This is a genomic window from Phascolarctobacterium succinatutens CAG:287, from assembly GCF_000434895.1.
GTDB classification, from domain to species: Bacteria; Bacillota; Negativicutes; order Acidaminococcales; family Acidaminococcaceae; genus Phascolarctobacterium_A; species Phascolarctobacterium_A succinatutens_A.
Genome location: NZ_FR892822.1, coordinates 47,559 through 73,720, shown reverse-complemented (window position 1 = coordinate 73,720; position 26,162 = coordinate 47,559). Strand labels below are relative to the sequence as shown.

At 44.8% G+C, this 26,162-nt stretch carries 8 protein-coding genes; 1 reads left to right on the top strand and 7 read right to left on the bottom strand.

Annotation, left to right across the window (positions count from 1 at the left end):
- Positions 1-9,746: filamentous hemagglutinin N-terminal domain-containing protein (locus BN587_RS10410; protein ID WP_044484871.1), on the bottom strand; the 9,746-nt coding region annotated here is incomplete at its 3' end.
- Positions 9,747-9,853: 107 nt separating this feature from the next.
- On the bottom strand, positions 9,854-11,536 hold the full coding sequence (locus tag BN587_RS10405) for a ShlB/FhaC/HecB family hemolysin secretion/activation protein (RefSeq protein WP_303684972.1): 1,683 nt from the start codon (positions 11,534-11,536) through the stop codon (positions 9,854-9,856).
- An 864-nt stretch (positions 11,537-12,400) separates the two neighbouring features.
- Here BN587_RS10405 and BN587_RS10400 point away from each other — a divergent pair.
- The gene (locus BN587_RS10400; RefSeq protein ID WP_021721075.1) at positions 12,401-14,065 is read left to right on the top strand and encodes an AAA family ATPase; all 1,665 of its coding nucleotides are present in this window, start codon (positions 12,401-12,403) and stop codon (positions 14,063-14,065) included.
- Positions 14,066-14,253: 188 nt separating this feature from the next.
- On the opposite strand, the gene BN587_RS10395 is transcribed toward BN587_RS10400, so the two are convergent.
- The 5 genes from BN587_RS10395 to BN587_RS10375 all read right to left on the bottom strand — a co-directional run bounded on the left by BN587_RS10395 (position 14,254) and on the right by BN587_RS10375 (position 25,912).
- Entirely contained in the window at positions 14,254-17,433 is a 3,180-nt protein-coding gene (locus BN587_RS10395; RefSeq protein WP_021721074.1) for an autotransporter outer membrane beta-barrel domain-containing protein, read from the bottom strand.
- Between the two features lie 473 nt (positions 17,434-17,906).
- Positions 17,907-20,456, bottom strand: coding sequence for an autotransporter family protein (locus BN587_RS10390; RefSeq protein ID WP_021721073.1), 2,550 nt, complete (start codon positions 20,454-20,456; stop codon positions 17,907-17,909).
- Between the two features lie 382 nt (positions 20,457-20,838).
- Positions 20,839-23,673: an Hsp70 family protein gene (locus BN587_RS10385; protein ID WP_021721072.1), complete on the bottom strand. Its 2,835-nt coding sequence runs from the start codon at positions 23,671-23,673 to the stop codon at positions 20,839-20,841.
- The gene (locus tag BN587_RS10380; protein ID WP_021721071.1) at positions 23,663-24,760 is read right to left on the bottom strand and encodes a hypothetical protein; all 1,098 of its coding nucleotides are present in this window, start codon (positions 24,758-24,760) and stop codon (positions 23,663-23,665) included. Before BN587_RS10380 ends, BN587_RS10385 begins: the two co-directional genes overlap by 11 nt.
- An 18-nt stretch (positions 24,761-24,778) precedes the next feature.
- Positions 24,779-25,912: an MBL fold metallo-hydrolase gene (locus BN587_RS10375; RefSeq protein WP_021721070.1), complete on the bottom strand. Its 1,134-nt coding sequence runs from the start codon at positions 25,910-25,912 to the stop codon at positions 24,779-24,781.
- Between the last annotated feature and the right edge of the window lie 250 nt (positions 25,913-26,162).

Below are 26,162 nucleotides of genomic sequence, written 5' to 3'. Positions count from 1 at the left end.
CTTACGTTCAGTGTTGCTTTCTTGACCGTGATAACACCTGTAGCGTTATTTACCAGCTCGTAGTTGCCAAGCTCATTGCCTAACAGCTCTGCTCCTGTTACAGCCACGTCCGCCTTATAGGTTCCGGCGTCCGCAGTGTCGCGGTCGCCCTTGTTGGCTGCATACTCTCCGTCAGCTTTGTAGCTTACGCTTGCACCGTCCTTCAGGCTTACTTTATCGCCGTAGACGATGCTGTTATCCTGCAGGCTTACATTGCCATCTGCTTTCAGACCTTCCTTGCTGCCGTAGGTCGTGCTGGCGTTGATGTTGTTCAGGTAAATCTTCTTCGCATTTACCTTCGAATTGCCTGCGGTTACTTGGATATCGTAGTTCTTGGCGAAGTTTGTTACACCATCAGCAACAATGCCGTTTTCTACTACGTTCCACTTGTAATCGCCTTTGTTGTTGGTCTTGCTATTGTTGTCTACAAGACCACCATCAGTGATTGCATCTTTGTTGAGGCTTACAGTACCTTTATCACCGTTGACAAGTGCGTCATGATTCTTGATACCATAGCTTGTGCCATCAGTGAAGCTGGTATCGCCATAGGTACGTACTACGTCGTTCAGGCTTACGTTCAATGTTGCCTTGTCTACATACGACTTACCATTTGCATTCACTACCAAATCGTAGTTCTTATTCAAGCCTGCATTTGCAACTTCTACAGTACCACTCCAGGTATAGTCGCCATGGTCATTCGTTACCCTGTCGCCTGTTACGCCAGCAATTGCGCCATCACTATTAACTTTTACCTTAAAGTCACTGGCATCATAGTTATCGCCGTTTACCAGACCGGTGATGTTGCCTGCGCTGTAACTGCCACTGGTAATCTTTGCATTGCCATAGGTGCGGTATACGTCACTCAGGCCAACATTCAGCTTTGCCTTGCCTACAACAGACTTGCCATCTTCTTTCAATTCCAGCTTATAGTTATTCTTCAGTGCTGCATTGTCTGTTGTTAAATCACCGCTCCAGGTATAACCGCCAGCATCGTTCGTTACCTTGCTGCCGCTTACGCCAGCAATTGCGCCGTCACTAGTTTTGTTTACTGTGATTGCGCTTGCGTCATAGCTGTCGCCGTTTACCAGACCAGTGATATTACTTGCGCTGTAACCGCCGCTAGTAATCGTTGCATTACCATAGGTGCGTACAACATCGTTCAAGCTTACCTGCAAGGTTGCCTGCTTAACCACAGAAGCACCACCATCAACAACCAGCTTGTAGTTTTGCTTAAGCTTATCGTTCACTGCAGCTACATCGGCATTCCACTTATAAGTATCAGCATCATTGGTTACCTTGCCAGTGCTTGTGCCAGTCAACGCGCCATCGCCGGTAACAGCGCCTATAGTTACATTGCCGACACCATAATTATCGCCGTTGACATTACCAGTCAATCCGTTAACGCCATATGCTGTGCCATTAATCAACGCTGTATTACCATAGGTGCGCTCAACATCTTTCAGCTGAACGTGCATTTCTGCCTGGTCAACTGTAATGCTGCCTGTAGCGTCATTAACAAGCTCATAGTTGCCCAACTTATCTACATCGCCGGTAAGCACTGCATTATCAATCTTCAAGCTGTTATCATATGTGCCAGCATCCGCAGTATTACGCTCTCCCTTATTAGTCGCATAGCTGCTGCCATCCTTCACATTAACGACGGCACCGTCAGCCAGCTTGACATCATCACCATAAACAATAGCATTTGCCAAATCCTTAATGCTTACCACGCCATTGATATGGTTATTAATAGCATCACTGCTACCGTAGGTCAGATTAGCATTAATATCGTTCAGGGAAACCTTGCGCGCCAAAACATTAGATACGCCATGAACTGTCGTTGTTGTATTGCTTACGCCATCATTTATGAATTCATAATTGCCTGTAAGGCTGTCATCAAGCTTAACGCCTGCCTGCCACTCATAGGTTCCCTTATTCTTAGTACGCTTTTCATTCCCAGCAGTAATAATAATACCTTCATCCTGGCTGTTTTGGATTGTATCCTGCGAATCAGTGATAGTCACCTTGCCATCCAGCTCTGCCTTCATAGCGTCGTTGAAGCCGTCAAATCCATTAATGCTCAATGCATAGTCATGGTTTTTCAGCAAATCGCCATACGTTCTGTTAACAGTATTACCGGTAACATTCAGCACCTTTTTGGTAACAGTAATATCACCCACGGTAAAGTCATAGCCCAAATTGTTGGGACCTACGTCGCCGCCGCTGGCAATCTGCCCGGACCACAGCCAGCTGCTGTAGGTGCCAACGTTCTTCAGAGCTTCGCCCTGCAGCAGGCTGTTGTTGTTCTTATAAGCTGCAAAGGCATCGTTGTCCGGATCATTTGTAGTCAGCTTGCCGTTTTCAATCCAGCCGTGGATATCAAGATGATTTGTCGCATCATAAACCCAACCGTTCTGCAGGTCGCCATCTACCGTAACCTTAGTCAGGAACACCTTCAGCAGCGGGTTAGTGCGTTTATCATAAAGCTTCCAGGTTGTATCCTTATCATCAAAATCATAGCTGTCCAGCTTCTTGGCATCGTTACCGTTTTGCAGTGTTCCGTCTTCCTTAATGATATAGCTATTTCTGACAGTGCCACCATTTACGTTTGTTACGTTGGTGTTGCGATTTGCTGCATAGCCATAAATATTGCTTACCTGGCCTGCATTGCTGCCCACAATGTTTGCCACATTGCTATTGCCTGCTACCGCAGTAGTGCTATAAGCGTTGCTCAGTTGGCCTTCAGCCGTATTACTGCCAACGATACCGCCGACATTGCTAGCGCCGCTGATTGCACCGCCATCGGTATAAGTATAATTATAAAGCTTTCTGCCATTAGCATCAGTTGCGCCTGTTTCGGTCTTGGTTACTGTTACTACGCTGTTGAACACCTGGTCCAGCGTGCCGCTGTTAGTACCGGCAATGCCGCCGACGTTGCTGCTTTGCTCTGCCTTGACCACACCGGTGTTATAGCCTGCCGTCAGCGTGCCTCTGTTATTGCCAAGCAGACCGCCGATGTTTTCTCCTGCAAACGCTGTAATAGTACCGTTTGTTGCATTATAGGAGCCTGCCTGAATCGTACCATTATTGTAAATCTGATACTTATAATAATTGTTCTTATCATCGCGACCACCAGTGATAACACCATGGTTAATACCAATGATGCCACCGACATTTGCTACACCGCTGACATTACCATTTACTCTGTTCATCAGGGAGGAATTGCTGATATTCGCGCCAGTGCCATCTGCCTTATAGCCATTTACGCCGATAATAGCGCCGGTGCCGTTTTCTTCCGTACTTCCTTCAATAGAAGCATTGCCATGCACTTCGCCCTCATTTTTCATGATGACATGGGTAATATCCGCACTGTTTTCACCAATGATGCCGCCAGCACCACCAGCCAAAGCAATAACGGTACCGGAGTTGACAATACCTACGCTTTGTTCGGTAGTACCGGTAATGGCCACTTCATTTTTGCCGATAACGCCGCCGACATAGTTCTTGCCGATAACAAAGCCTTCGTTGCTGTTGCCCATACCCAGGAGCTGGCCTACCTTGTTGCCTTCGCTTGTGTTTCTGCCGACAATACCGCCTACATAGGAAGCCTGCGCAGCGTCCACTCTGGCCCTGTTGGTCGCATTGGTAATGATGCCCACGTTTTCACCGGTAACGCCGCCAAAGAACTGGGCATTAGCTGTAATTGCCGCATTGCCCTTTAAAGCAGTTCTGGTCGCTTCATCAATCACATACAGGTTGATATTGGAGTTGACATTATCAATTTTACCGCTGTTTTTGCCGGCAATGCCGCCGACGTTTTTCCAGCCGTAGATTTTACCGCTATTCACCAGGTTCAGCTGGTTATCTGCGGAAATTTCGCCCTCGTTGACACCGGCAATACCGCCGACATTAGTAATACCGGTAATTGTAGCCTGCGGAGAATTTTCCAGGTTTTTGAGGTAGGAGTCTGCTTTATTATAGCCTACCATGCCGCCGACATTGGTGCAGCCGGTGATTGCGCCAGTATTGCGTCCCTGGTTTGTAGTAGCATGGTCCTGCATACCTACCAGACCACCGACATTTTGGCTGCCTGCGTCACCAATAATCTCTACAGCGTTGGCAACATCGTTCAGCTCCGCCAGCTTGGAATTTGACGCCTGCGTTACATTTTTGCCCGCAACACCGCCGATATTTTCTGAACCATGGATAATACTTTCATTATAAGCATTACTGATTCTGCCTTCATTTGTACCAACAATACCACCGGATGTTTTTGTGTTGCCGGTTTTGCCGGTAACACCATGAGCAGAAACATTGTTAATATTGTATTTATCCGACACCATCTCATTCTTGCCCACGATACCGCCCAGATTAGATGCATATTTATTTTCATCTAGGACACCAGTAGTCACAGCACTGTTGCTTTGGACGTTGTCGATTGTGCCACCCTTATCTGCATTTGTACCATTAACGCCCGCAATACCGCCTGCTACAGTACCTGCACCGGCGATAACGGTGCTCTGGTCATTGCTGTTGCTGATGCCGCCGTAGTTTTTGCCTACAAGGCCACCGATATAACCGCCGCTGCCTTTTATGGTATTACCATAGCCGGAAATGCCGCTGATGCTGCCGCCGTTATTTTCTGCTGCTACAGCACCAACACTGTCACCAATATTATTACCGGTGAATACGGAAGAAGCGATGTTGATGTTTTTAACTACCGCGCCACTGCCCAGCTTGCCAAAAATACCGCCTTTAGCCTGCAAGCCGACAATTGTGTGACCATCACCATCAAACGTGCCTGTAAAAGCTGTATTGCCTCTGCCGATAGTGTTATAGGTGCTCTTGCCATCTGCATCCACCAGGCCGCTGGCATCGATATCATTTTTCAGGATAAAATTATAGCTTAAAGCATTTCTATCCTTTAGGTTTTCAGCCACACGCTGCAGGGAATTCAGCTCCTCGGCGTTGCTTATCCAGGCATAAATAATATTGCGGATATTGTCTCCTTTATAAGTAGTACCGGCTGATTCCACATACAGGCTTTTCAGCTTATCTATCAACGTGGTAGTTGGCAGGTCATACTTTGCATAATTCAGATTTCCCTTGATGTCGTCAACAGTATAATTATCATCCCAAATATCGAAGGTGATTTTCATTGGTCGCTTGCCATCTGTCAGCTCACTGTTGTTGTTACCATAAATGCCAGTTTCTGCTGTACTATGTGCGCCAATAAAATCATGCAAAGCCTTCACCTTGTCATTTCCCTTCAGCTCACCGCCGATATTGGAAAGGTCCAAAGTAATATCGTTGACATAAACATCGCCGGAGCCATCAGGAACCTCAGCACCGCTCAGATTAATGCTGCCTGCGATTTTAAGGTCGCTGTCAACCAAAATATTGCCACTGCTGCTGACAGTCAGGTTGCCCTTGGTTTCAATCTTGCCCTTTTTATAGTTACCATAAAGCAGGTTGGCGCTACCGCTCATGTGCGTGCCATCAGCCAGTGTTTTTTCCATGGTGCTGATGGTGATGTTACCGGTTTTGGCAGTTGCAGTCTTCAACCGATAAGCATGCGCCATGCCCTGAGAGGTCATTGCCTTAGTTTTGTCTGACACATTATTCTTATCAGGTGCCTGGGAATCACCATAGCCATAGTTAATACCAGGAACAATAACATCGGTTCTTTCTCCCTCTTTGCCCTTGGTAATCAGCTTGCCATAGACAGTTAAATCAGCGGCGTTGATGTTAATGCCATGCTGAAGCGATTTATCCGGATTAAAATGGGAAAGCGCATTATGGTTACCGGTAGATATAACGCTGCCGCTCAGCTCCAAGGAGCTGTTGGTACTTAACACAACATCACTGCCATAAAGCTTGCTGTCCATACCAAAGCGCAAGCCACCCTGCAGGTTATCCTTGGCGTTGAGCTTCAGCACGCCATCGCTGTAAATTGTGCCGCCAAAAATATGCGTGCTGTTGGTAATTTCTACATTGTTCAGAGTCAGACCAGGTGTATAGTTAAGATTTGTTCCTTTATCAAGCAAGCCAAAAACTGCCAGGGAGCCATTGTTCTTCAGGTCCATATCGCTCCAGTTGAAGCTTAAATCCTTTTTGGTGTTGATAATCGTCAGCAGCGGATCATAGGCCGTGCCATACTGCACACTGGCACCGTCATTATCCTTCATAAACGCCTGCCAGTTGTTGCCATCGCTGAAGTAATTATGCGAGCCTGACAGGAAGGCGTTCAGCATCGGCAGGCTGGCATCATTGCTCATACGCCAGTTATCATCATTTGCTCCTTCTATTTTGCCATCCGTCTGTGTGGAAAATCTAAAGTTACTCCACTTGCTCTTATCTGTTAACTTATCATAGTCAATGATCGTAGCTTTTTTTAGCAGGTGTAGACCGGAAGGAGCTGATGTTAAATCAATATAACCATTATTCTCTTGCGGACGGATGTAATAAACATTTTCAAAATCAACAAAAGTACTATTCGTGCCACGATCAAATGCACCTACTATATCCCCTACAAACCCACCGTCGTCAACATAAATATTACCCATGGTGTAGGCGTTACTTATCTTCAACCTGTTGCTAGTGCCACTGTAATTAAAAGTACCACCCAAAATACCGCCAACTTCGTTGTACTTCACATCACCCTTAAAGGAACGTAAAGAGCCAAGGTTATAAGCATTGCTAATACTTAAAGCAGCATTAGAACCGCTGCTCAGATTGCCGCCGCTCAGGTCTACAGAACCAACAATACCACCTACCTGGCTAGGCGCATAATTCTTGTTATATACCGTAATATTACCGGTATTGAAGACATTTTTCAGATAACCACTGTACCAATAACCGGCAATGCCGCCGACAACATTGAAGCCATTGTAAATATCGCCATTGTTATAGCTTTTTTCAACAATGCCGCTCAAGCGTCCGACAATGCCGCCGACATGGCGTCCAAAAGTACTGTAGCTGCTGTCGCCAATCGTACCCTTGTTATAGGTATCGTAAATGATAACACGTCCAATAGCCATTTCAGTACTTTCACCTAGGATGCCGCCCATATTAATTGGTGTAACACTGTTTGCTGCCGCATCATGGCGTGTTGTCTTAATATCGCCTACATTATAGGAGGCAGCAATACTGCCATTGTAGGCAAAGCCGCCAATGCCGCCGATGTTGGCATAACCCGTAACATTACCTGTATTATAGCTGCTGGAAACTGCCGCGCTGGCATAACCGCTTTTACCGGCATCATCAGTAGCTTTACCCTTGATGATTTCCAGTCGCTTATCATCAGTCAGACGGTTCCCATCGCTATCCGTTTTCTTCGGCATGTCAATTTTACCGACGATGCCGCCAACATTGACAGCCTGTGACGTCCGCTTCGACGTATCTGCCGCAGTATGCACATCGCCACGGTTGCCGCCGGCTTCAATACGCACCGGCACACCGTACAGATAGCCTGCTATGCCGCCAATATTACCAGTAATATAAGTTTCCTTATGGGTGATTTCTTGCGTAAAGCTACCATCCTTTTTGATGCCGCCTGTAGCCAAAATATCGCCGCCGTTGTTAATAGCGTTCAGAATGCGGTAATCCTTTTTATTTTTATTGGTTGCATCTGTGGAACCAAAATAGCCGGCAATACCGCCTACGTTCATAGCACCGCGGATATTGCTTTCTACGTTATTGGCATTGGTGATATTGCTGTCTTCAGCACGGCCGACAATACCGCCGACGTTGCCTGCTGCATAATGGTCGAAGCCGCGAGGATCATTATTGTTATTAGCAGTTTTCTTTACCAACGCGGAGCTTACATCCGCTTTGTTGGTTACATCCTTCAGCTCGCTGCCAGCACTGCTGCCCACAATGCCGCCGACGTTGGCTGCACGTACCTCAGCCTTATGAGTGCCGGGAAGGGCTCCATTATTATTCTGCCAACTATTGCCAGTATAATCAGTATGATAAATATAATAGTCAGTAGTAAAGCCGTTAGCTTTGACAACGCCTTCGTTAGAAGCATTAGCAACGGTAGTATTATTGGAAATACTGCCGACGATACCGCCAACATTATAGCCACCCTCAACAGTATTATAGTTAATCAGCGTATTCTTCGTGCCACCAACAGTCGCATTTTCTGCTTTACCAATCATGCCGCCGATATTATACGAATAGTCGGAGCCATTATCTATACCGGTAATTTTACCAATGTTATAGGAGCCCTTGTACTGGACACGGTTTTCCTCATCATTGGACAGCTTGCCGCCGTTCATATAGCCAACCAAGCCGCCAACGTTGGTAACACCGCTGACATTACCGGTATTAGTCAGGTTCGACAGCTCGCTGCTGCGGCTGTCCGGTTGAACAGAACCAGCAGCATCAGCAAAATTATAGTTAAGCTTACGATTACCCTCAGCATAACCGATGATACCACCGACATTGTTTTTACCGCTGACCTTCAGCGTACTGTTGACGCCCTTGACCGTGGTGTTCACCGCATGACCGATAAAGGCACCGGTATTATCGCCGCCCAGTATAGATACGCCGTCATTACCGGCAATCAGCGTTACATTGCCCATGATGGCGCCGTCAGTAAAGCCAAAAAGGCCTGTGGCAGCGTATTTATTATCACTGTTATTTATGCTCAGGCCAAAGATAGAATTATCAAGACCATCAAACTTGCCCTTGAAGGCATTTTCCTTCGTAGTGCCAATAGGAGTCTGGTTACTGCCCGTCAGGTCAATGGAATAGCGCAGGGCATAATGGTCCCCCATGCCCCAACCTGTCTCTTGGCCTATTTTTTCTAATTCCTTGCCGTCCTTAATCCAACGGTAGGTAAAAAATTCCGTAACGGACTGGTTCGGTGCATCAGGATTGCCGGCTTGAACCGTGCCTTGCCATCTATCTCCGGTACCATTATCAGCAAACTCAATATATTTGCCCCATTCTTGGGCATTTTTCGGCGTACTGCTGCCAAGTACAACATCATATTTGCGGTTATCGTTAAAACTCTTGCCATCATAAGGCTGACTGACAATAGTCAAGGCATCAGTCTTGGTGGTATCAAGTCCGCTGAGGCGGTCCATATCAATAACTACACGTTCGCCCTCAAAGACCAGCTTATTGGCGTTGATATAGCCCAGGCTCATCAGCTCGGCGTTGGTCATCGCCTTGTTCTGCTTCAGCGCCTTGGCGATATCAGTATTTTCGTTCCAGGTGTTGATATTATCTATTTTTTTGTTGGCAATATGCAGGCTACCGACATTAATTTCCGCACTGTTGCCAATCTGCACGCCGTTGGGGTTAACAAGATAGATATTGCCGCCCTGCTTATCACCGACATAGGAATTCAGCTTGCCGTAAATCTGCGAGCTTTCGCTGCCGGTAACATAGTTCAGCATATTAAAGTTATCGTGGTCACCACGGATAGTTACGGTAGCATTGGCACCGATAGAAAAGCTGTCCCAGGTGACAATGGCATTTTGCGTCGTCTGGTGCAAATTCATCTGGTTGCCCTGTGCTTTAAAACCACCTTCAATAGTACCGGCAATTAAGTGTCCATTACCGGGAAGCATGTTGTTGGCAACAACGCTGTTGCCTGCTGCGCTGGCAACCCATGGCACCGAAAGCACAGAAAGCATTACAAGGCTGGCCAGACGCGTATTTAAACGTTTATTTAGACTATCCTTTTGTTTCATTTTTTTCTCCCTTCATTTAAGCTGCATATTCAATTATCAATTTATTTTATAAGCCTGCTTTTCCGCACCTTCTCCCTTAGGCACGGAAAAGCACCAGGCAAGATTACTTAAAACATTTTGTAAAGCTGGAACCACATATGGCCGCTATGGTCACGCGGTTCAACCCTATCTCTTTGCGCATTGATTTTGCGGGCATAATCCAATTGAGCATGCCAGGAATTATCCAAATTATAGCGCAGGCCCACGCCCCAACCAGAAAGATGCTGGATAAGAGCAGCATTATGCGATTTTACTGCGCCTGTATCAATAAAGGCTGCAGCCTCCAATCCCTTGATGCCCGTCTGACGGCGAACCTCGGCAGTAGCAGTAAAGCCAATATCGCCGCTGCCATCGCTGGCACCGTAGGCACGCACGCCGTTCATACCGCCCAGGTAGAACATTTCGCTGCCGTCCAGGTTGCGGTTGGCAATTTGGCCACTGAGCTGTACGCGGTAGTTCGTTTTACCATCATAAATAACGTGCAACAGGTCACTTGTCAGCTTATGGTAGTCGCCCTCCAAGGATTTACCACCACCGCTCAAATTACCATACCAGTAAATCAGGCTGTACTGGCTGAAGCGGTTCGGCAGATACTGGCTGCCGCTGATGCCTGCATGGTAAACATTGGCCATTTTCTCAGTGGTCAGCTCTATTCCTGCCAAGCCTGCAGCCTTCAACTGCAGTCTATCCTTAATCTTACGGTGATCATAGCCATAAATCGCCGTCACGCGGTTCATGCGGTCGCGGTATACAGGCGTCAGACCGTAGAAGCTGAAGCCACGCGACTGACCGAGAGAATTATAGAAGCTGTTGGTATTGAGGTCGTAGCTGCTCTGGCTCCACCCAATGCCCCAACGCGTGCCGTCGCGTCCGACAGGTGCTTCATAGCGTGCACCATAGTTTTTTGTATCATGGTTGGTGAGCATGCCATTCAAAATGATTTTGTCACCCTGATGACCGGGGTTATTGATTTCGGTATTAAAGCCGTAGCGATAACGTCCGCTGTAGTAGCCACCGGCATTATCAGTAAATACGTAGTTGTTCCAGACGGGACGACGCAGCACCTGCACCTTTACCTTCGTGGTGCCAGGCTTGCTACCCGGAGCTAAAATCGCTCTGGCAACAACACCCGGCAAATCGTTGATGTTGTTCATCGTCATTTCCAGCGGCTTATCCATGATATAAGCACCGCTTTGCAGATTCTTATGAATATAACCGGCCAGCACTCTGTCAGCTACGTCCGATTCATTGCTGATAATCTCAATATCATCGTACTTGGCAACGTAAACTGCAATTTCCAGCTCGCCCTGCTTTACCTCCTGCGGCGGCACAATAGCCTGCGCTACAGTATAGCCGCAGGTGCGCGCATATTCATTAATTCTGCTGATGAGCTGCTGCAGCTCTGCCATCTGCAGGCTGCGTCCTTCATACTCTTTGCAGATAGCTGCCAGCTTGCCGTTCTTATCAGGCAGCGTGAAGCCTGTCAGTTTAACCTTGGAAACAAAAAACGCCGGATTAGCCTCCGTGCCTGTATTGCCAGGCTTATAAACCTCGCCGGCTTCCTGCATGCCTTCCACCTGTTGCTCCTGTTGACCTGTTCTGTTGTAAGGATGTGTCGTTACAGCCTCCTTATCAAAGGTAGGTATGGGGTTTGCAGCTAATGCCGTTGTGCTCATCAGTGAGCACATAACAGCTGCTGCCATCAGCTTTTTGTTCATCGCATTCAGCTCCATTCTCTTAATTTTCTCCAAAAAGCACACCACTTGAATTAATCATATATAAATACTTAATTGTTCACGCGCAACATTTATTTATGGTATGAAATATTCTTCATAAAGGAAGCAGCAGTACCTGCAGACAGTAAACTGAAATAGCAGGTAATTTTTCGCACAAAACTCCCGATTGAAATCAGTCAACGTAAACACTATCGACTGAAATATATAATATTATCGCAACTGCTATACACTTACATCACAGAAAGTGTGAACAACGAGTATCTTTTTCGCACTCGATTATTTTACTCTTTATTAATATTATCGTCAACTGCCTTTTTTTAAGCTTCAGAAAACATTTTTCTTGATGTTTTTGCAAATATTTTAACTTTAGCAAAAACCTGCATCAATTTATATTGCAATTCATAAATACTCACTTTATAAGGCTCATTGTTTCCAGATAAGTTTTATCCATAAATATTTTTTCTAAAATATATGCGATTAGGAATACACTTACTTTTATAAATTACCTATCTTATTAATAGCAATTATAGCACTATGTCCCCCCCAGTCAAACCCTTATCCATGAACGCGCTACATTCGGCGTAAAAATTTTCATTAACTCTTAAATACGTTACATTTAGTTGAAGAGATTTTAACAGTTAAGATTCAGATATGTATAGGTAAAAGAATAGCTCTTTGGCAAAAATTACATAGCATCCTCCTCATCCGCAGAGAACGCTTCGCTTTATAGCAAACAACACACAATAGCAGCAGGCAATAAGCACCGCAACAAAAAAACAATCCGTCTGACGAGCAGCGTTTCTAAAACATACTCTCTATACCATTATATCTAAAAATGTTATAATAAAGGAAAGTGATAATGAGAGGAGGTTGTACTCCATGCAAAATAAATTACCTTTGCCTATCGGCGCATCAGATTACAAAAAAGTCAGCCAGGATTACTACTATGTTGACAAAACACTACTTATAAAGGATATTCTTGACGAGCAAGCGAAAGTTACACTTTTCACCCGTCCGCGCCGCTTCGGTAAAACTCTAAACATGGATATGCTGCGTACCTTTTTTGAAAAAGCCAAAGATGATACAAGCAAGTATTTTATTAACAAAAACATTTGGCAGACAGGCGAAAAATATACACAGCATCAAGGACAGTATCCTGTTATTTTCTTAAGCTTTAAGGATGCGAATAAAAATAAATGGCCAGACTTATATGCGAGGCTGAAAGAAACGATAAAAGATGAATTTATGCGTCATTCGGAACTAAAATACAGCAAAAATTTATCTAACCCTGATTTCTACGAAAAAATTACCAGCGGTCTGGGTACGAAAACAGATTATGCCACCAGTCTGCTCCGCCTTTCGCAAATGCTGCATGAGCATTATGCCAAAGCACCTATAATCATTATTGATGAGTATGACACGCCTATCCAGGCAGGTTATATTCACGGTTTTTATGATGCAACAATACAATTCACACGCGACCTGCTCTCCTCTGTTCTGAAAGACAATCAGCACATTTCCTTCGGCTTTTTGACAGGTATTTTACGCGTTGCTAAGGAAAGTATTTTTAGCGGTCTTAACAATGTAAATGTTAACTCACTCTTAGATAAACGCTATAGTGATTTTTTTGGCTTCACCGATACTGAAGTAAATACTATGGCTGCATACTATCAAGCGACTGATAAAATACCAGAAATCAAAGAATGGTATGATGGTTACAGGTTCGGTAATACGGAGATTTACAATCCCTGGTCTGTTCTTAAATATTTCAACAATTTTTGTGAAGCAGAACCATATTGGGTACAGACATCTGAAAACTCTACTATCCGTGAGATTATCAGCGGTCTTGATAACAGCACCTGCGAAAATCTTCGGGCTTTGTTAAATGGCTCTGCCGTAGAATCTATAGTTGATACGAACATCATCTATCCAAAACTAAAAGAGCAACAAACTAATATTTTTGGCTTTCTGTTAATGACAGGCTATTTGAAATCTATAAAAACCACAAGAGCCAACGGCATCTGTCTATGTGAGCTCAGTATTCCCAATAAAGAAATTAAAAGCGTTTACAGTCAGGAGATTGTCGCTCTGTTAGCAGACAAAATTGACAGTACAGCGATTAATTTACTCCAGCAATATCTCATAACTAAAAATGGGCCAGCATTGCAAAACGTGCTGAAAAAATTTCTTTTAGAAACTGTCAGCTACTATGACACGCTTAAAGAAAACTATTACCAGGGCCTACTTTTAGGTATGACAGGATTATTCACTAACACCTATTACATCAGCTCTAACCGTGAAAGTGGTGAGGGCAGATATGATATTCAGCTCCTACCTAAAAATATAGATATGCCAGGTATAATCATTGAAATAAAAGCAACAGCTGACTCTTCGGATGCAGGTTTAAAAAAATTAGCAGCAGAAGCCTTAACACAAATTGAAGATAAAAAATATGATACAGAGCTGCGCAAGCAAAACATAAAAACTATTTACAAATACGGTATTGCCTTCAGCGGCAAGAAAGTAGAAATCATAACAAATTAAGTAATCTAGTAGTAGGGGGTGCCTCCCCCCTACTCTCACACCACCGCTTATGCGATTCCGCAAGCGACGGTTCGCTTGTTCAGAGATGTGCCCATGCTAGGCGCGTAAAAAAAAATCGTGAGCAATGATAAACTCAAAGCTCACGACTTTTTAATTACACACTATAAAATTACAAATTCACAGCCTCATCAGAAGCTCCAACGAACACCTGCATTCCACTGCCACGGGGTAGCAACGTTACCGCCAAAGGTCTTTTCTACGTCAAAGTACAGATGAGTTGCATCGCTCAGGTTGAGGTTGGTGCCTACGCCAACTTCCCACCAGCCGCCGCCAAGATCCTGCTCAAAGCTTGTAGCACCGGCACCGCTCATAGTCGCTTTGGTTTCGCCGTCGAAGTCATACAGATAGGAAGCACGTACATATACATTGCCTTGCTTAATGTCCTTGCCTAAGGAGAAGCCAAGACGACCAACAAGGCTGTCTACGCTATCCTGATGCACTCTTGCACCCTTGCTGGTGAGGTAATCTACGCTGCCAACAGTGCCATAGGTGAGTTCCACCTGAGGCTCAATCCAGAAGCCGTTATCCTTAGTAAAGCGTTTGCCATATTCTGCGCTCAGGCTGTAGCCATTAGTTTCATAGCTTGCATCGCCTACGCCTGCACCGATAGTGCTATAATCGTTATCCATGCGTGCATATTTAGCAATCAAATCAACGAAGCTGCCATTGTCGCTCAGATAAGAACCGTAAATTGCCAGACCTGTGTGCTTGTTTTCACCAGTGCCTCTTGCAAAGGTGCTGGTGCCTTCTGTACGTGTCAGCGCAACGCCCACGGTCCAGTTCGGGTTAGTGCTGAGTTTTTCATCATAACCAACCTGATAATAATTGTATTGGTTCTTCACATTCTGCGCACCATATTTGCTTTCGCCACGTGCCATTCTTGCCCATGCACCATGCTCGCCCTTGCTGTCGCGCAGCTCGCCCAGGCGCTTGTTCATATCGTTGTTTTCCTGACGCCAGGTCATGAGGGAGATATTTGCCATGTCGCTGATGGCGCGGTTAGTAGTGTTTTCAACAGTCTTTACAGTGTTAGCTACTACTTTACCATTACTATCAACCTCAGCGGAATAACCACCAATAATATCATTGGCATCAGATGTTACTCTATCAGCAGCAGACTTGCCATTGCTCTTCACAACGTCAGCCAATTTCTGCAAATCAGCATTGCCGCTGGCAATTGCATCGGTTACTTCCTTAGTGCCGTTGACGGTAAGGCTTGTATCAGCAGCTTTATTTTCAATGCTAAGCTTATTGCTAACACTATCAGTATTAATAGTACCGCCATTACCTTTAAGGTTTTCAATATTAACAGCATCATCGCCAGCTAAATTGCTACTTTCTAAGTTGATAATGCCATTATTCAGCGCAAGATTGTTGATAGCAATGTTATTCATGCCATTAGTTTCATTATTTTGGCTCTTAATAGTTGTAGGATTCCATTGTGCACCATTTGCTACATTCAAGTTCATGTGGGAAACCGTCAGTTTGGCTTCATCAGGTTTACCGCTAGCACTATTCCATTCTGCTTTAGTATTGCCAGTCCAAGAAGATCCTTCGCCATTTAAGTTAACGTTGACATTGGAATCTATTCCCGTACCACTGGAGTCCCCATCGTAGTTAAATACGATATCACCGTTCAGTTGCGTAGTGTGTTGGCCATCGGTATTAATATTTACATCAGAATTACCACGTGTCAAAATAGCATTCTTACCGTTAGTCACCAAATTACTGTTTACATTCAGTACGCTATGGCTCATAGCAGAAAGGGCGGTAACAGCATTAATAGTGGTATTTTCGGTATTAACATTAACAGTGGCACGATTAGTTTCGTCCGTCATATCGTTATTTTGAACGTGAATACCTGTAGAATACTTGCTGCCATCTACATAAATTACCGCATTTTGCCCATTCAGAGCAACAGAACCATGCTCAATAGCTATAATGCCAGCAGCATCTTCGCCCTTGGCAGAAATCTGGATATCAGAACCGGCATTACCTACAATAATCTCATTTTGGTCCTGTGCATACAAGCCACGAGCCTTCGGCCCGCCTTCTGCGGCTACATTGATTTTCGCACCCTGGATATTAACCTGACTGGCTGCTGCCGTGCTTGCTGAAGTTGACGCAGTTGCTACAACGACACCCATAGCATTCCCTTCACTGCTACTGGAAATATGCACTTCAGAATTTGCATCTTTGCCAAGTGTAATGTGGGAGCCGCAATTGCCATAAACGGCATATGCATTCTCCTTCGCTTTATCTGTATTAACTACTATTTTATTCGCATCAACTATAATATTAGACTTGTCTGCATAAATTGCAGAGCTGCCGATCTTGCCATTTAAACCATTTTTTCCGCCGACAGTACTGATTTCCGCCGTATTACCTGCAATCGATACATTCGAACCTGTCTCTGAATAGACTCCGTAAACAGGAGCATCAGTTCCTTGCGCCTGAATTTTTACGTCATTCCCGGCCAGGTTCACCTTGGCAGAGGCAGCAGAACTATACACAGCAATTGCTCCGCTACCACCAACATCTATCAGCAAATTATCTTTAGACGTCAGCTGCACCTTGGCTTCCTCACCAGTTGCTTGCATACCATATGTTTTTGCATTTGAATTGACAACTAGGCAAATATCTTTTGCGTTCCCGATTATTTCTGAATTCTTTTTAGCATAAATTCCATCTGTACCTGTCATCTCAAGTAATTCCGTGGACTCATCCCCCAAAGTAACACTAGCTTTGGGAAGACTTTCAGCTTTTTTATAATTTGAATTAGCTTCAATAACCTTTCCTGAAGACTTAAGCTCGATTTGTTTTCCTTTGACTATCAGCTGTGCCGGCCTATTCACATTAGAATAACTATTGTCAATCTTAATCAATAAGCTTTTGCTTTCGTTGGCTATCTTTACTTTATTGCCTGTAATTTCCGCACTACTTCCGGTCTTTAACACAATTCCATTAGTCTTTCCAATAATGTTAACATCGCTAGTATTAGAAGTGCCAATGGTTAATACAGCCCATTTTTGTCCCTGAATGCCTGTCAGATTGGCAGTAATATTCACACTGTCAGTGGTCAGTGAAATTTTTGATTCCTTGGATTGCTTATAATCACCTTGCGCATTTAAACCGTAGTCAAAACCATCAATCTTTCCATCTGTATAAGTGAGATTAGCATTAATATTATCTTCAACACCAGCATTAACGCCATATGTCGCCGCCAGCGCACTGCCGCTCACACCAACAACACCTGCCGCCAAAAGACCGCACAAAATTTTTCTTGCCAAAGCCTTATTACTCTTCATCGTTAATCCCAACCTTTCACAAAAATTTTTACACTAACAACTCCAAGTAAGATTCACTGCTTACGCCGTGAAGCTTTATCTATTACAGCAATCGCCGTAACGAACAAAAACTTTTAAAATATTTATCACAAGGTTTTAAAACAAGTTTCAGTAGGAATACACTTACTTTTATAAATTACCTATCTTCTTAATAGCAATTATAGCATCGCGTCCCCCCCCAGTCAAACTCTTATCCAGGAACACGCTACAATCGATGTAAAAATTCTTTTTATAGTCTTAAATCCGTTACATTTATTACATTTAATTGAAGAGCTTTAATAGTTAAGGTTTAGATGGGTACAAGAAAATTTTAAAAAAGTTGTATCTTTGGTAATTTCTGCGCAAAAAAACGCAACGGACACAATATCCGTTGCGTATTTTTCTTCACTATAGATTAACTGAAATAGTATATATAACGGCTACTTTATACAAGCTTAAAACGTCCAGAACATACCGGCATTCCACTGCCAGTTCTTACGCAGGCTACCTCCGGTAGAACGTTCTACGTCTGCATAAAGGTGGTTGTTCTTGCCAGTCATGCAGGCAAAGCCCAAGCCGTATTCGAACCAGGTGTCATGGTCATGGTTATCAATACGCAGGCTGTCATTGCCGTTAGTCAAGGTTACACCGTAATTACCGGCAAATTGATGCAGCCAGTTGGCCTTCAGGTAAACAGTGTTATTTTCGTCCATGTCATACATAAAGTTGCAGCCGATACGTCCCAAAACGCTGTTGGGATCGCTTTGGCTTACGTGGATGCCATTGCTGGTGGTATATCTTGCACCACCCAAATAACCCAAGGTAAGCTGTGCCTGCGGCTCAATAGACCAATGCTCGTCAATATATTTATTGCGACCATATTTCGCACTCAGGCTGATACCAGTGTTGTCAAAAGCACCGGTAATCTTCTTACCTTCGGTATCAAACACAGTGAAGTCGCTATCTGCATTATAAATCTTAAACCCTAAGTCCAGATAATGACCTTTTTTGTGCAGGTCTGTGCTGTAGAAGCCAATAGATTTGGCTTTCAGCTTGCCACTGCCACGGTTGAAGCTGTTCTTACCGTCATTGTAGGAAAAAGCTACGCCCTGATACCGCTTCAGCTTTTCGTTTTCCTTAACGACATCGTCATAGCCAAGCTGGTACATGGTGTGGCGGTCGCTGAAGCCATCGCCGCTGTATTTGCCACTTTTGACACGCATCCAAACACCTTCCTCATTATTGGTTTCGTAGCGCAGGTCGCCCATGCGCTGCATAAACTTGTCGTCCTCCACCCAGTTGGCGAAAGCCAGTCTTTGGGTTGCATCAACAGCATCTACGCTGGTGGTCGGTTTGGAGGGGATGAATTCTACTTTTTTCAAGTACCAATCCTTAGTGTAACCGTCGGTAGCACTGTCTTGCATATCTAAAGTGTACTTGTTCCAATACAAGGAGCCTTCCTTATCGTTGGCAAAGAACTTGCCCTGTTCGTCCTTTACGCTTACAAGAACCGTACCGGCAGCGCCGTCAGTATTGCCATCTGCATTAACGTTGTTGAGCGTAATGTAATGGTTGCCGGTGTGGGTGCCTGCGATGTACAGACGGTCGCTGTTGTTGGTATTAGTGCTTGCGTCGATGTCCATGTTAAAAGTGCTTTTATCACCTTTTAAAGTGCCGATGAACAAGCCTTTGAACTTATCATCCTGCATATCAACCTTCGCCTTGCTTGTATCGAGAACTTGAATGGTGGAATCGTAGTCAAAATCATTCCAGACGCTGGCGTCATTAAGTGTTAAATGGATACCCTTGTTGCCGGCATCTCTCGTAGTTACATCTTGCCAATGTGCATCGGTTGTGTTACCGGTGAAGCTAGAACCTGCATTGTTAACAAAAGCTGCGATATAACCATTGTTTTTATTGATAATATTGCCCTCGAGCTCTGTTTGCAAAGTACTAGAATTATTACCAATGATAACTTTGGAATTATCGTTATCAATAACGCTATCACCTTTCAGAGTCAGCTTTTGGATAGCTTGTAAATTAACATTGCTGTTATTAGCTGAAGCTATAACAACAGCTGGTTCGTCATCTGCAACTGTTTCTATGTTTATGATAGATGAACTCAATGTAGCATTTCCGTGATTTGTATCTATTCCAATATTGAATCCATTTAGATCAATACCATCTGAAGCAGTCAGATTAATTTTGGGAATTTTAGTTAGCGAATCATTAATATTAAAAGCAACTAAGCCTTCAGCACCTTTAGCATTTGTTTGATTAGTTAAATTGATTTTACCTGCATTTATTTGTACATCAGATTTCTCATCTTCTGCAAGAGCTAAGATTGCTTGACCACTAGAATCCATAACAAAGTTATTTTTTATAGTAATCTTGGCATCAGCATCGACAGCATATATTCCGTTGTAAAACGCTGTATTAGCTGTAAGATTATTGGCTTTAATATTTAAAGCTCCACCGTTTAATTCCATATTGACAGAATACTCATCAGGTGTTACATCTTTAGCGTAAAATGTTATGTTATTAGCATCTATGATGAACTTAGACTTATAGTCACCATAAATTATATCGGTTGAAGAATAAGTTCCTAAAGAGATATCAGCATTCGCAGCATTTATACGAAGTGTGTTGAAATCATGAATGTTTATACCACCATTACCACCAATAGCATTAAACTCTGCATTATCCGCAACATTGATAGTAATATCTTGAGGATCAGATACCAAATGACCATCAAGAACAATTGCTTCTAAATAATCAGCTTTTTCGTCAACTGTAAGGCCTTTATTGAAGGTAAATTCTCTTGTTGTTGCACCTTCAAACTGATTAGATCCCATTTGCCAAGACATATCAAGGACAAGCTTATCATCATAAGTTGCACTATGAACAGGCCTGTTATCAGCATAAGCGCTACTTGCGCAAGCACAAGTAATACTCATAGCTATCATAGCCAAAAGGCTTTTTTTATGGCTTTTAAATGATTTCATATCAAGTTTCTCCCTAAATAATATTAAAATAAACTTTTTATACGTTATAACCATTAGAAATTATAGCACTCCTGTACCCCCCCGCAAGACATGGTGAAATGTGGATAATCATAAATTCTATAAGCAAAGTATTTTTTAACAACATCAATATTTATAGTTTGAAAACTTTGTCATCATTTTATAATATATATTTCTACTAGTTACAGGCACCGTAAAATTTTCATCTTCAGTTTTATAAATAACAGATTTGTTTTTTTTAATTACTTTATTATTTTATCTATATCTCCATCATCCACATAAAATCAAAAAGGACCGCCCCCACAGGCGATACATCATCGCCAGGGACAGTCCTTTTGAACTTCACTTAATTATTATTTCCGTTTTAAATTTCCAGCTTCTTCAGCAGGAACTCTTCTTCATCCTCAGACAGGCTTTCACCATCAAGCATTTTGTAGGCAACGCCAGCAGCCTTGGCCAGACGCATCATAACCTCCGTGCTGTAGTTGCGGTTGAGATTTGCCAAAGTCTGTCTTGCCAGCTCCATAGAAGCAGCAGACACAGTATTGCCACCAAAACGCTGGTCGCAGGCATAGGCCAGGGCAATCAGGCAGCAGACAATCTCGCTGCTGTAGTTTACATCAAGAACAGTGCGGTTGTTGATAATGAAGCAAAGGTCTTTCACTGCCTGGTCCACATCAAGGCCTGCCGCTCTGCCGCCATCCTCCAGGCGCAGCGCCATGCCCAGGGCATGTGCTGTAACCTGCAGGTTACACTTGTTGCTTTCGCAGTAAGCATCACGCTGGAATACCTCTTGCACAAAGCTGCCAGCAACGCGGCTCTTGCCCAATGCGTACAAGCTTGCTGTATAATAACGGTTTTCAGCTGCCAGTGGCTGCACTTTGGCAACCTGTTCCTTGCTGCCGCAGCAGCCAAGGGTATAGATGGCCTGAATGTTAACATTAATTTTAGGGCCATAGTATGGAAAGCCCTGCAGTACACCCTGCAGCTGGTTCAAACACTCTCTTGCCAAGCTTTGGCGCTGCTGCTCGGTCCAATAAGCAACATGCTTGCGGGCGATGGTGAAAAGACGCAGGCGCAGCTCATCGTTATTGGTATAGCACAGCATCTCCAGCAGCGGTCTGGCAAATTCTGCCTTATTACCGGCAGCAGCAATACTGCTGGTGCGCTGGCTAAGCTTGTTGATGACATCCTTCTGCGCATTTCCCTTGGCAGTATACTTGCGGTCACACAAGGTCTGCAGGCCATGCAGCTCATTATGCACGTTCAGCTTAGTACCGGCAGGTGGGTTGAATTTCAGCTTAGTAGCAGGTGCATCAGGATTATCGCCGCCAATAACGATTTCAGCGGTTTTCTGCTCCAGAATCTGGTGCATATCCACGTCACTGCTCAAAAGCATCTCCATGCTCAGCACCTTGTTGCTGCCCATGAGCACACGAATCGCAACGTAAGCACCATCCTTATAACCATGCTTCAGCTTCAGATGACCATTGCCGATGGTCTGGTAAGTGTCGCCAAAGGTACGTCTTTTAATAGGGATGGCAATCTCTGCCTTGTCCGGCAGCAGCTGGAAGCCTTTGATATAGTCGGACTGGTACGGCAGATCCGTACCACCGGTAACAAGCTCTTGTACAGCACCATCGCGCATACCAAGATACAGGCTGTCATTGAGAATATTTTTGCCCCATTCAATTGCAGCACGCTGTTGTGCGGCTGCGGCAGCAGCCTTCGGAGCTGCAGCCTTGCCGGGCAAGGGCTGCAGGGCAGGCGCGTCTGCGCCTACCATGCGCATATCCTCCTGCATTTGTTGCGCATATTTGTGCAGGTAATAATGATATACTGCTGCACCTCTTGCTACAGCCTGGTCAGGGTCCAGCGCCACAATCGGCTCCAAACCGAAGAATTCGCGCAGACGGTTGATAACCATATAGAATTTGCTCATGCCGCCATTGACGATAACTGCATCTACCTTTACCTCACCGGCCAGCTTGGCAGCACTTTTTTGTAAAACGTCAAGAATAGGATAGATAATATTCTTGGTGTCCTGCAGGCTGTCTATCTTATTATAGTCAGCAAATTGCAGGCTTTGGCCCATAAAAGGCTGCAGGATTTTTTCTACGTCCTCCTGAGTGAAGCTGTCATCATAGGCATAGCCAATGCCGCCCATGTTGCCGCCTACGAAAAATTCTTCGGCATCCTCCTCATCATCCCAGCCAAAACTGTCATCGGCAGCATAGCTGCTTTCTGCCTGACGGCGTTCGCTCAGCTCCAGCTTCAGCTCCTCCGCATAGTTCAGCAGCTGAGGCATAATCGCCTTTTTTTCCTGCTGCAGCTTGCGCACAACCATAGGACTAGTAGAATACTGTTTTTGGTAATGCTCAAACATTACATCAGCAATGGCCTGATCAAAGTCATCGCCGCCTAAAAGAGTGTATCTGTTGGTAGCAATTTCATCTACCTTTAAAACGTCGGGACAGTCCTCACGACGTTTAATCTTATGCATCGTAATATCCAGGGTGCCGCCACCCAGGTCAAACACCAGCACGTTCTTTTCGCTGTTGAGGTCAATAATATGATTGGAAATCTCACCATTTTGTACCTGGTTAATCAAATCATAGATAACGGCATTCGGCTCAGAAAGCAGCACTGGTCTTTCGCTGCCATCCTTATTGGTAACCTGAATACCGGCTAACGCGGCAGCATCGCGTGTTGCCTGGCACATTACGGAGTCAAAGTTAGCAGGTACGGTGATTACCGCATCCTTAATCTCCGTGCGATAAATTTTGCTGGCCTCCCGCAGCATGTGCTGCAGGATACGTGCCGAAACCTGCGCCGGAGTTTTGTCCATAATCTCATCAGCCAAGCCTTCGGCATGCGCACTTCCCATCTGGCTTTTAATAGATTTTGCTACCAGATGCGGGCGCAGCGCATACTGGTTTTTGGCAAAATCGCCTACCAGCGGCTCATAGCCATGTTCCTCACGGTAATACACGCAGGACGGCAGCAGCGGCTTCTTCTGCGTGTTCAGGCGTGCCTTGCCTGCTGCGCTGTTGTAAACATCTACAGCACGCGGCAGATCTACTACCTTGCTGACGATATCGCCATTAGCCTTAAGATTAACTGTAGCCAAAACAGAGTTGGTGGTTCCCAGGTCAATGCCTACGCATAAATCATTGTGTTCTTCATTATTAATCAACATTATCTACAACCTCCTTAACCTTCGGACGAGAAATTTGTACCTGTTTTTCACTATAAATCCAACCAGGAGAAATTACCTTAACCTGCTTTTCTTCCTCAGCACAGGTAAAAGGAGTTCCCTCGTAGTTCCAGAATTCAACATCGCCAGCCTTTACAATGCGCAGCGATTCAGGCTTCAGCATGGGATTAATGTGGCTGTCACGCAAAAATTGTACCAGCTTGCGCACCATAATCAGCAAACCATTGATTTCCAGCGGCAGCACATAACCACTCTTTTTCACGGCATCAATACCCTTGCGCAGCATCAGCAGCTCGTCCAAAATACAGCCATATTTATCAGAATTGAGTTTACCGAAGAACTCTGTCATTTCCTGCAGCTTAACAGCCTCCAGGCGTTCGTCAAATTCACTTTGCAGGTCTCTGAGCAGCATATCGGATTGCTCCAGCGCGCTTTCAAGACTTGCCAGCTTTTGCAGCAAACGCTCCTGCTCCGGGCTGTGAACTTTTTTCACATTATTATTGGTGGCTGGTGCACTGCTATGATGCTTATTGAAGCCATAGGCATAAGTAATAGCATTTTCTATATCAAAAAGCAGATATTTGCACAATGTATTGCCAAAGCTGGTAATCAGCTGCTGGTCCTTTTCCTGCTGCAGTTGCTTAATATTGTGGAAAATTACAGCCAGCAGAATTTTATAGTAATGCTTAGGCTTTTTTTCCATGAATTTTTCCCGGGTGCTGCGATACAGCTCATAAGCCTGCTGGTCACCGTTCATGCTTTTTTCCAACATGATGGCAACGCCGGTAGCATTTTCAAAAACCTCCAGGCGTTTTTCTTCGGTGTTAATCTTGAAGTCGCGATAGATTCTGATCATATCGTCAACACTGCAGCTGCAGTCATAATTATTTTGCACGAAATCTGCACAGGCAGCAGGCGACATATGAAGATTGGCACACAGAGCCTGCAAGGTCAGATTTTCCAACACAATATCCTCCGAAATTTTTTCGAAACGCCCGGCCTTTTGCTGCACCTTCCGATGAATCTCCTTTAAAATTTCCTGTACCTTAGTACTTTTTGTTTCCAGCATTATGCTACCTCCTAATTCTTAAATTGTATAAATGTCGCCTTCCTCAGGAAAAACTACCTGAGTACGGCATTGGGCATCACGCATGAGCTCCTGCTCCACGGTGTGACCATAATAGCCCTCGGCACAATGCACCAGATAGGCCTGACGCGGGTTCAGCCTGCGAATGAAGCTGAGCATTTCCCCGTAATCCTCATGCAGCGTATAGGCATTGCCAAAAATACGATAACGCCAGCTTACCTGCTCCTTGCGCTTGGTACCGATAACAACGTGCGGATGTGCTGCACCGGCATAAAAGCTGCTGTAGTTGTTTTGCTGCAGTACCGGCAGCTGCAGGCTTTCCATCACGTGCACGGCGGCCATGGCCTCCGGCTCAAGATAGATTGGATAAACCTGTCCGCTCTGCTCTATCTCGCGGTTGAGCGCCATTAAGAGCTCCAGCACTCTGCCAGGGTCAAAGGCTTGCAGATAAACAGATTGCCCACGTTGCAGGTTGCTCATAACCTCACTGATGCGCTGTGGAAGTGTGTTCTTTTTACGAACACTGTAGGGCTGCTTGGCATGCAGTGCACACATCAGCAATACGTCTACCTCCAAGTCATCTGGCAGCCAGCAGCCATCAAGACCGAAGGCTGATTGCAATGAGTAGTCGCCAGTGTAGAGAATTTTGCGGCCTGCATATTCAAACAGTGTCATCATAGCGCCGGGGATATGCCCCGCCGGGAAAAAGGTGACTGTGTAATCACGCTGCTTGATTTTCTGCAGGTAATTGACAGGCGCAACGTTGCTTAACAAACGCGAAGCTTCGGCTGCTCCCTGCTGACTGCTATTGGCAATCAGACGGTATTCGGCAAGCTGCTTGGTCTGCAGTGTCATGTAAACGGAAGCCTGAGGTGCCATCTGCATGAGCTGCGGCAGGTAGCCGACATGGTCGGTGTGCGCATGGGAGATGTAAACGTGGTCAAGCTGCTGCATGCTTTCCATGAATCGCGAGGTAAGCAGGCTGCGAAAATCCGGGGAACAAGTTGCTCCGTTGATGCGCTGAAGGCCACAATCGAGCAGGATGTTACTCTGTCCCAGACGCAGGTAGTAGCAGCTGCGGCCTACTCTTTGAGCGCCTCCCAAGGGCATAAAACAGATATCTTTTTGTCGCATGTCTTCCTCCTTTCTGTTTGCTGATATCAGTATAGCAAGTGACAGTGACAGTTTCTGTCTATCATTGCTTTTGTGATATTTTTTATTTCAACATGATTATACTTTGAAGGATTTAAAATATCATGGAAAAAAAGGTGCGTGCATTACTGAACCTCTGATGTGCTAAGGCCATGTTTTTTCTTCCTTCACTATATATATCTGCAGTATTTTTGCCAAAGCGGCACGAAGCAGGAAAGATTTTTTTTATTTT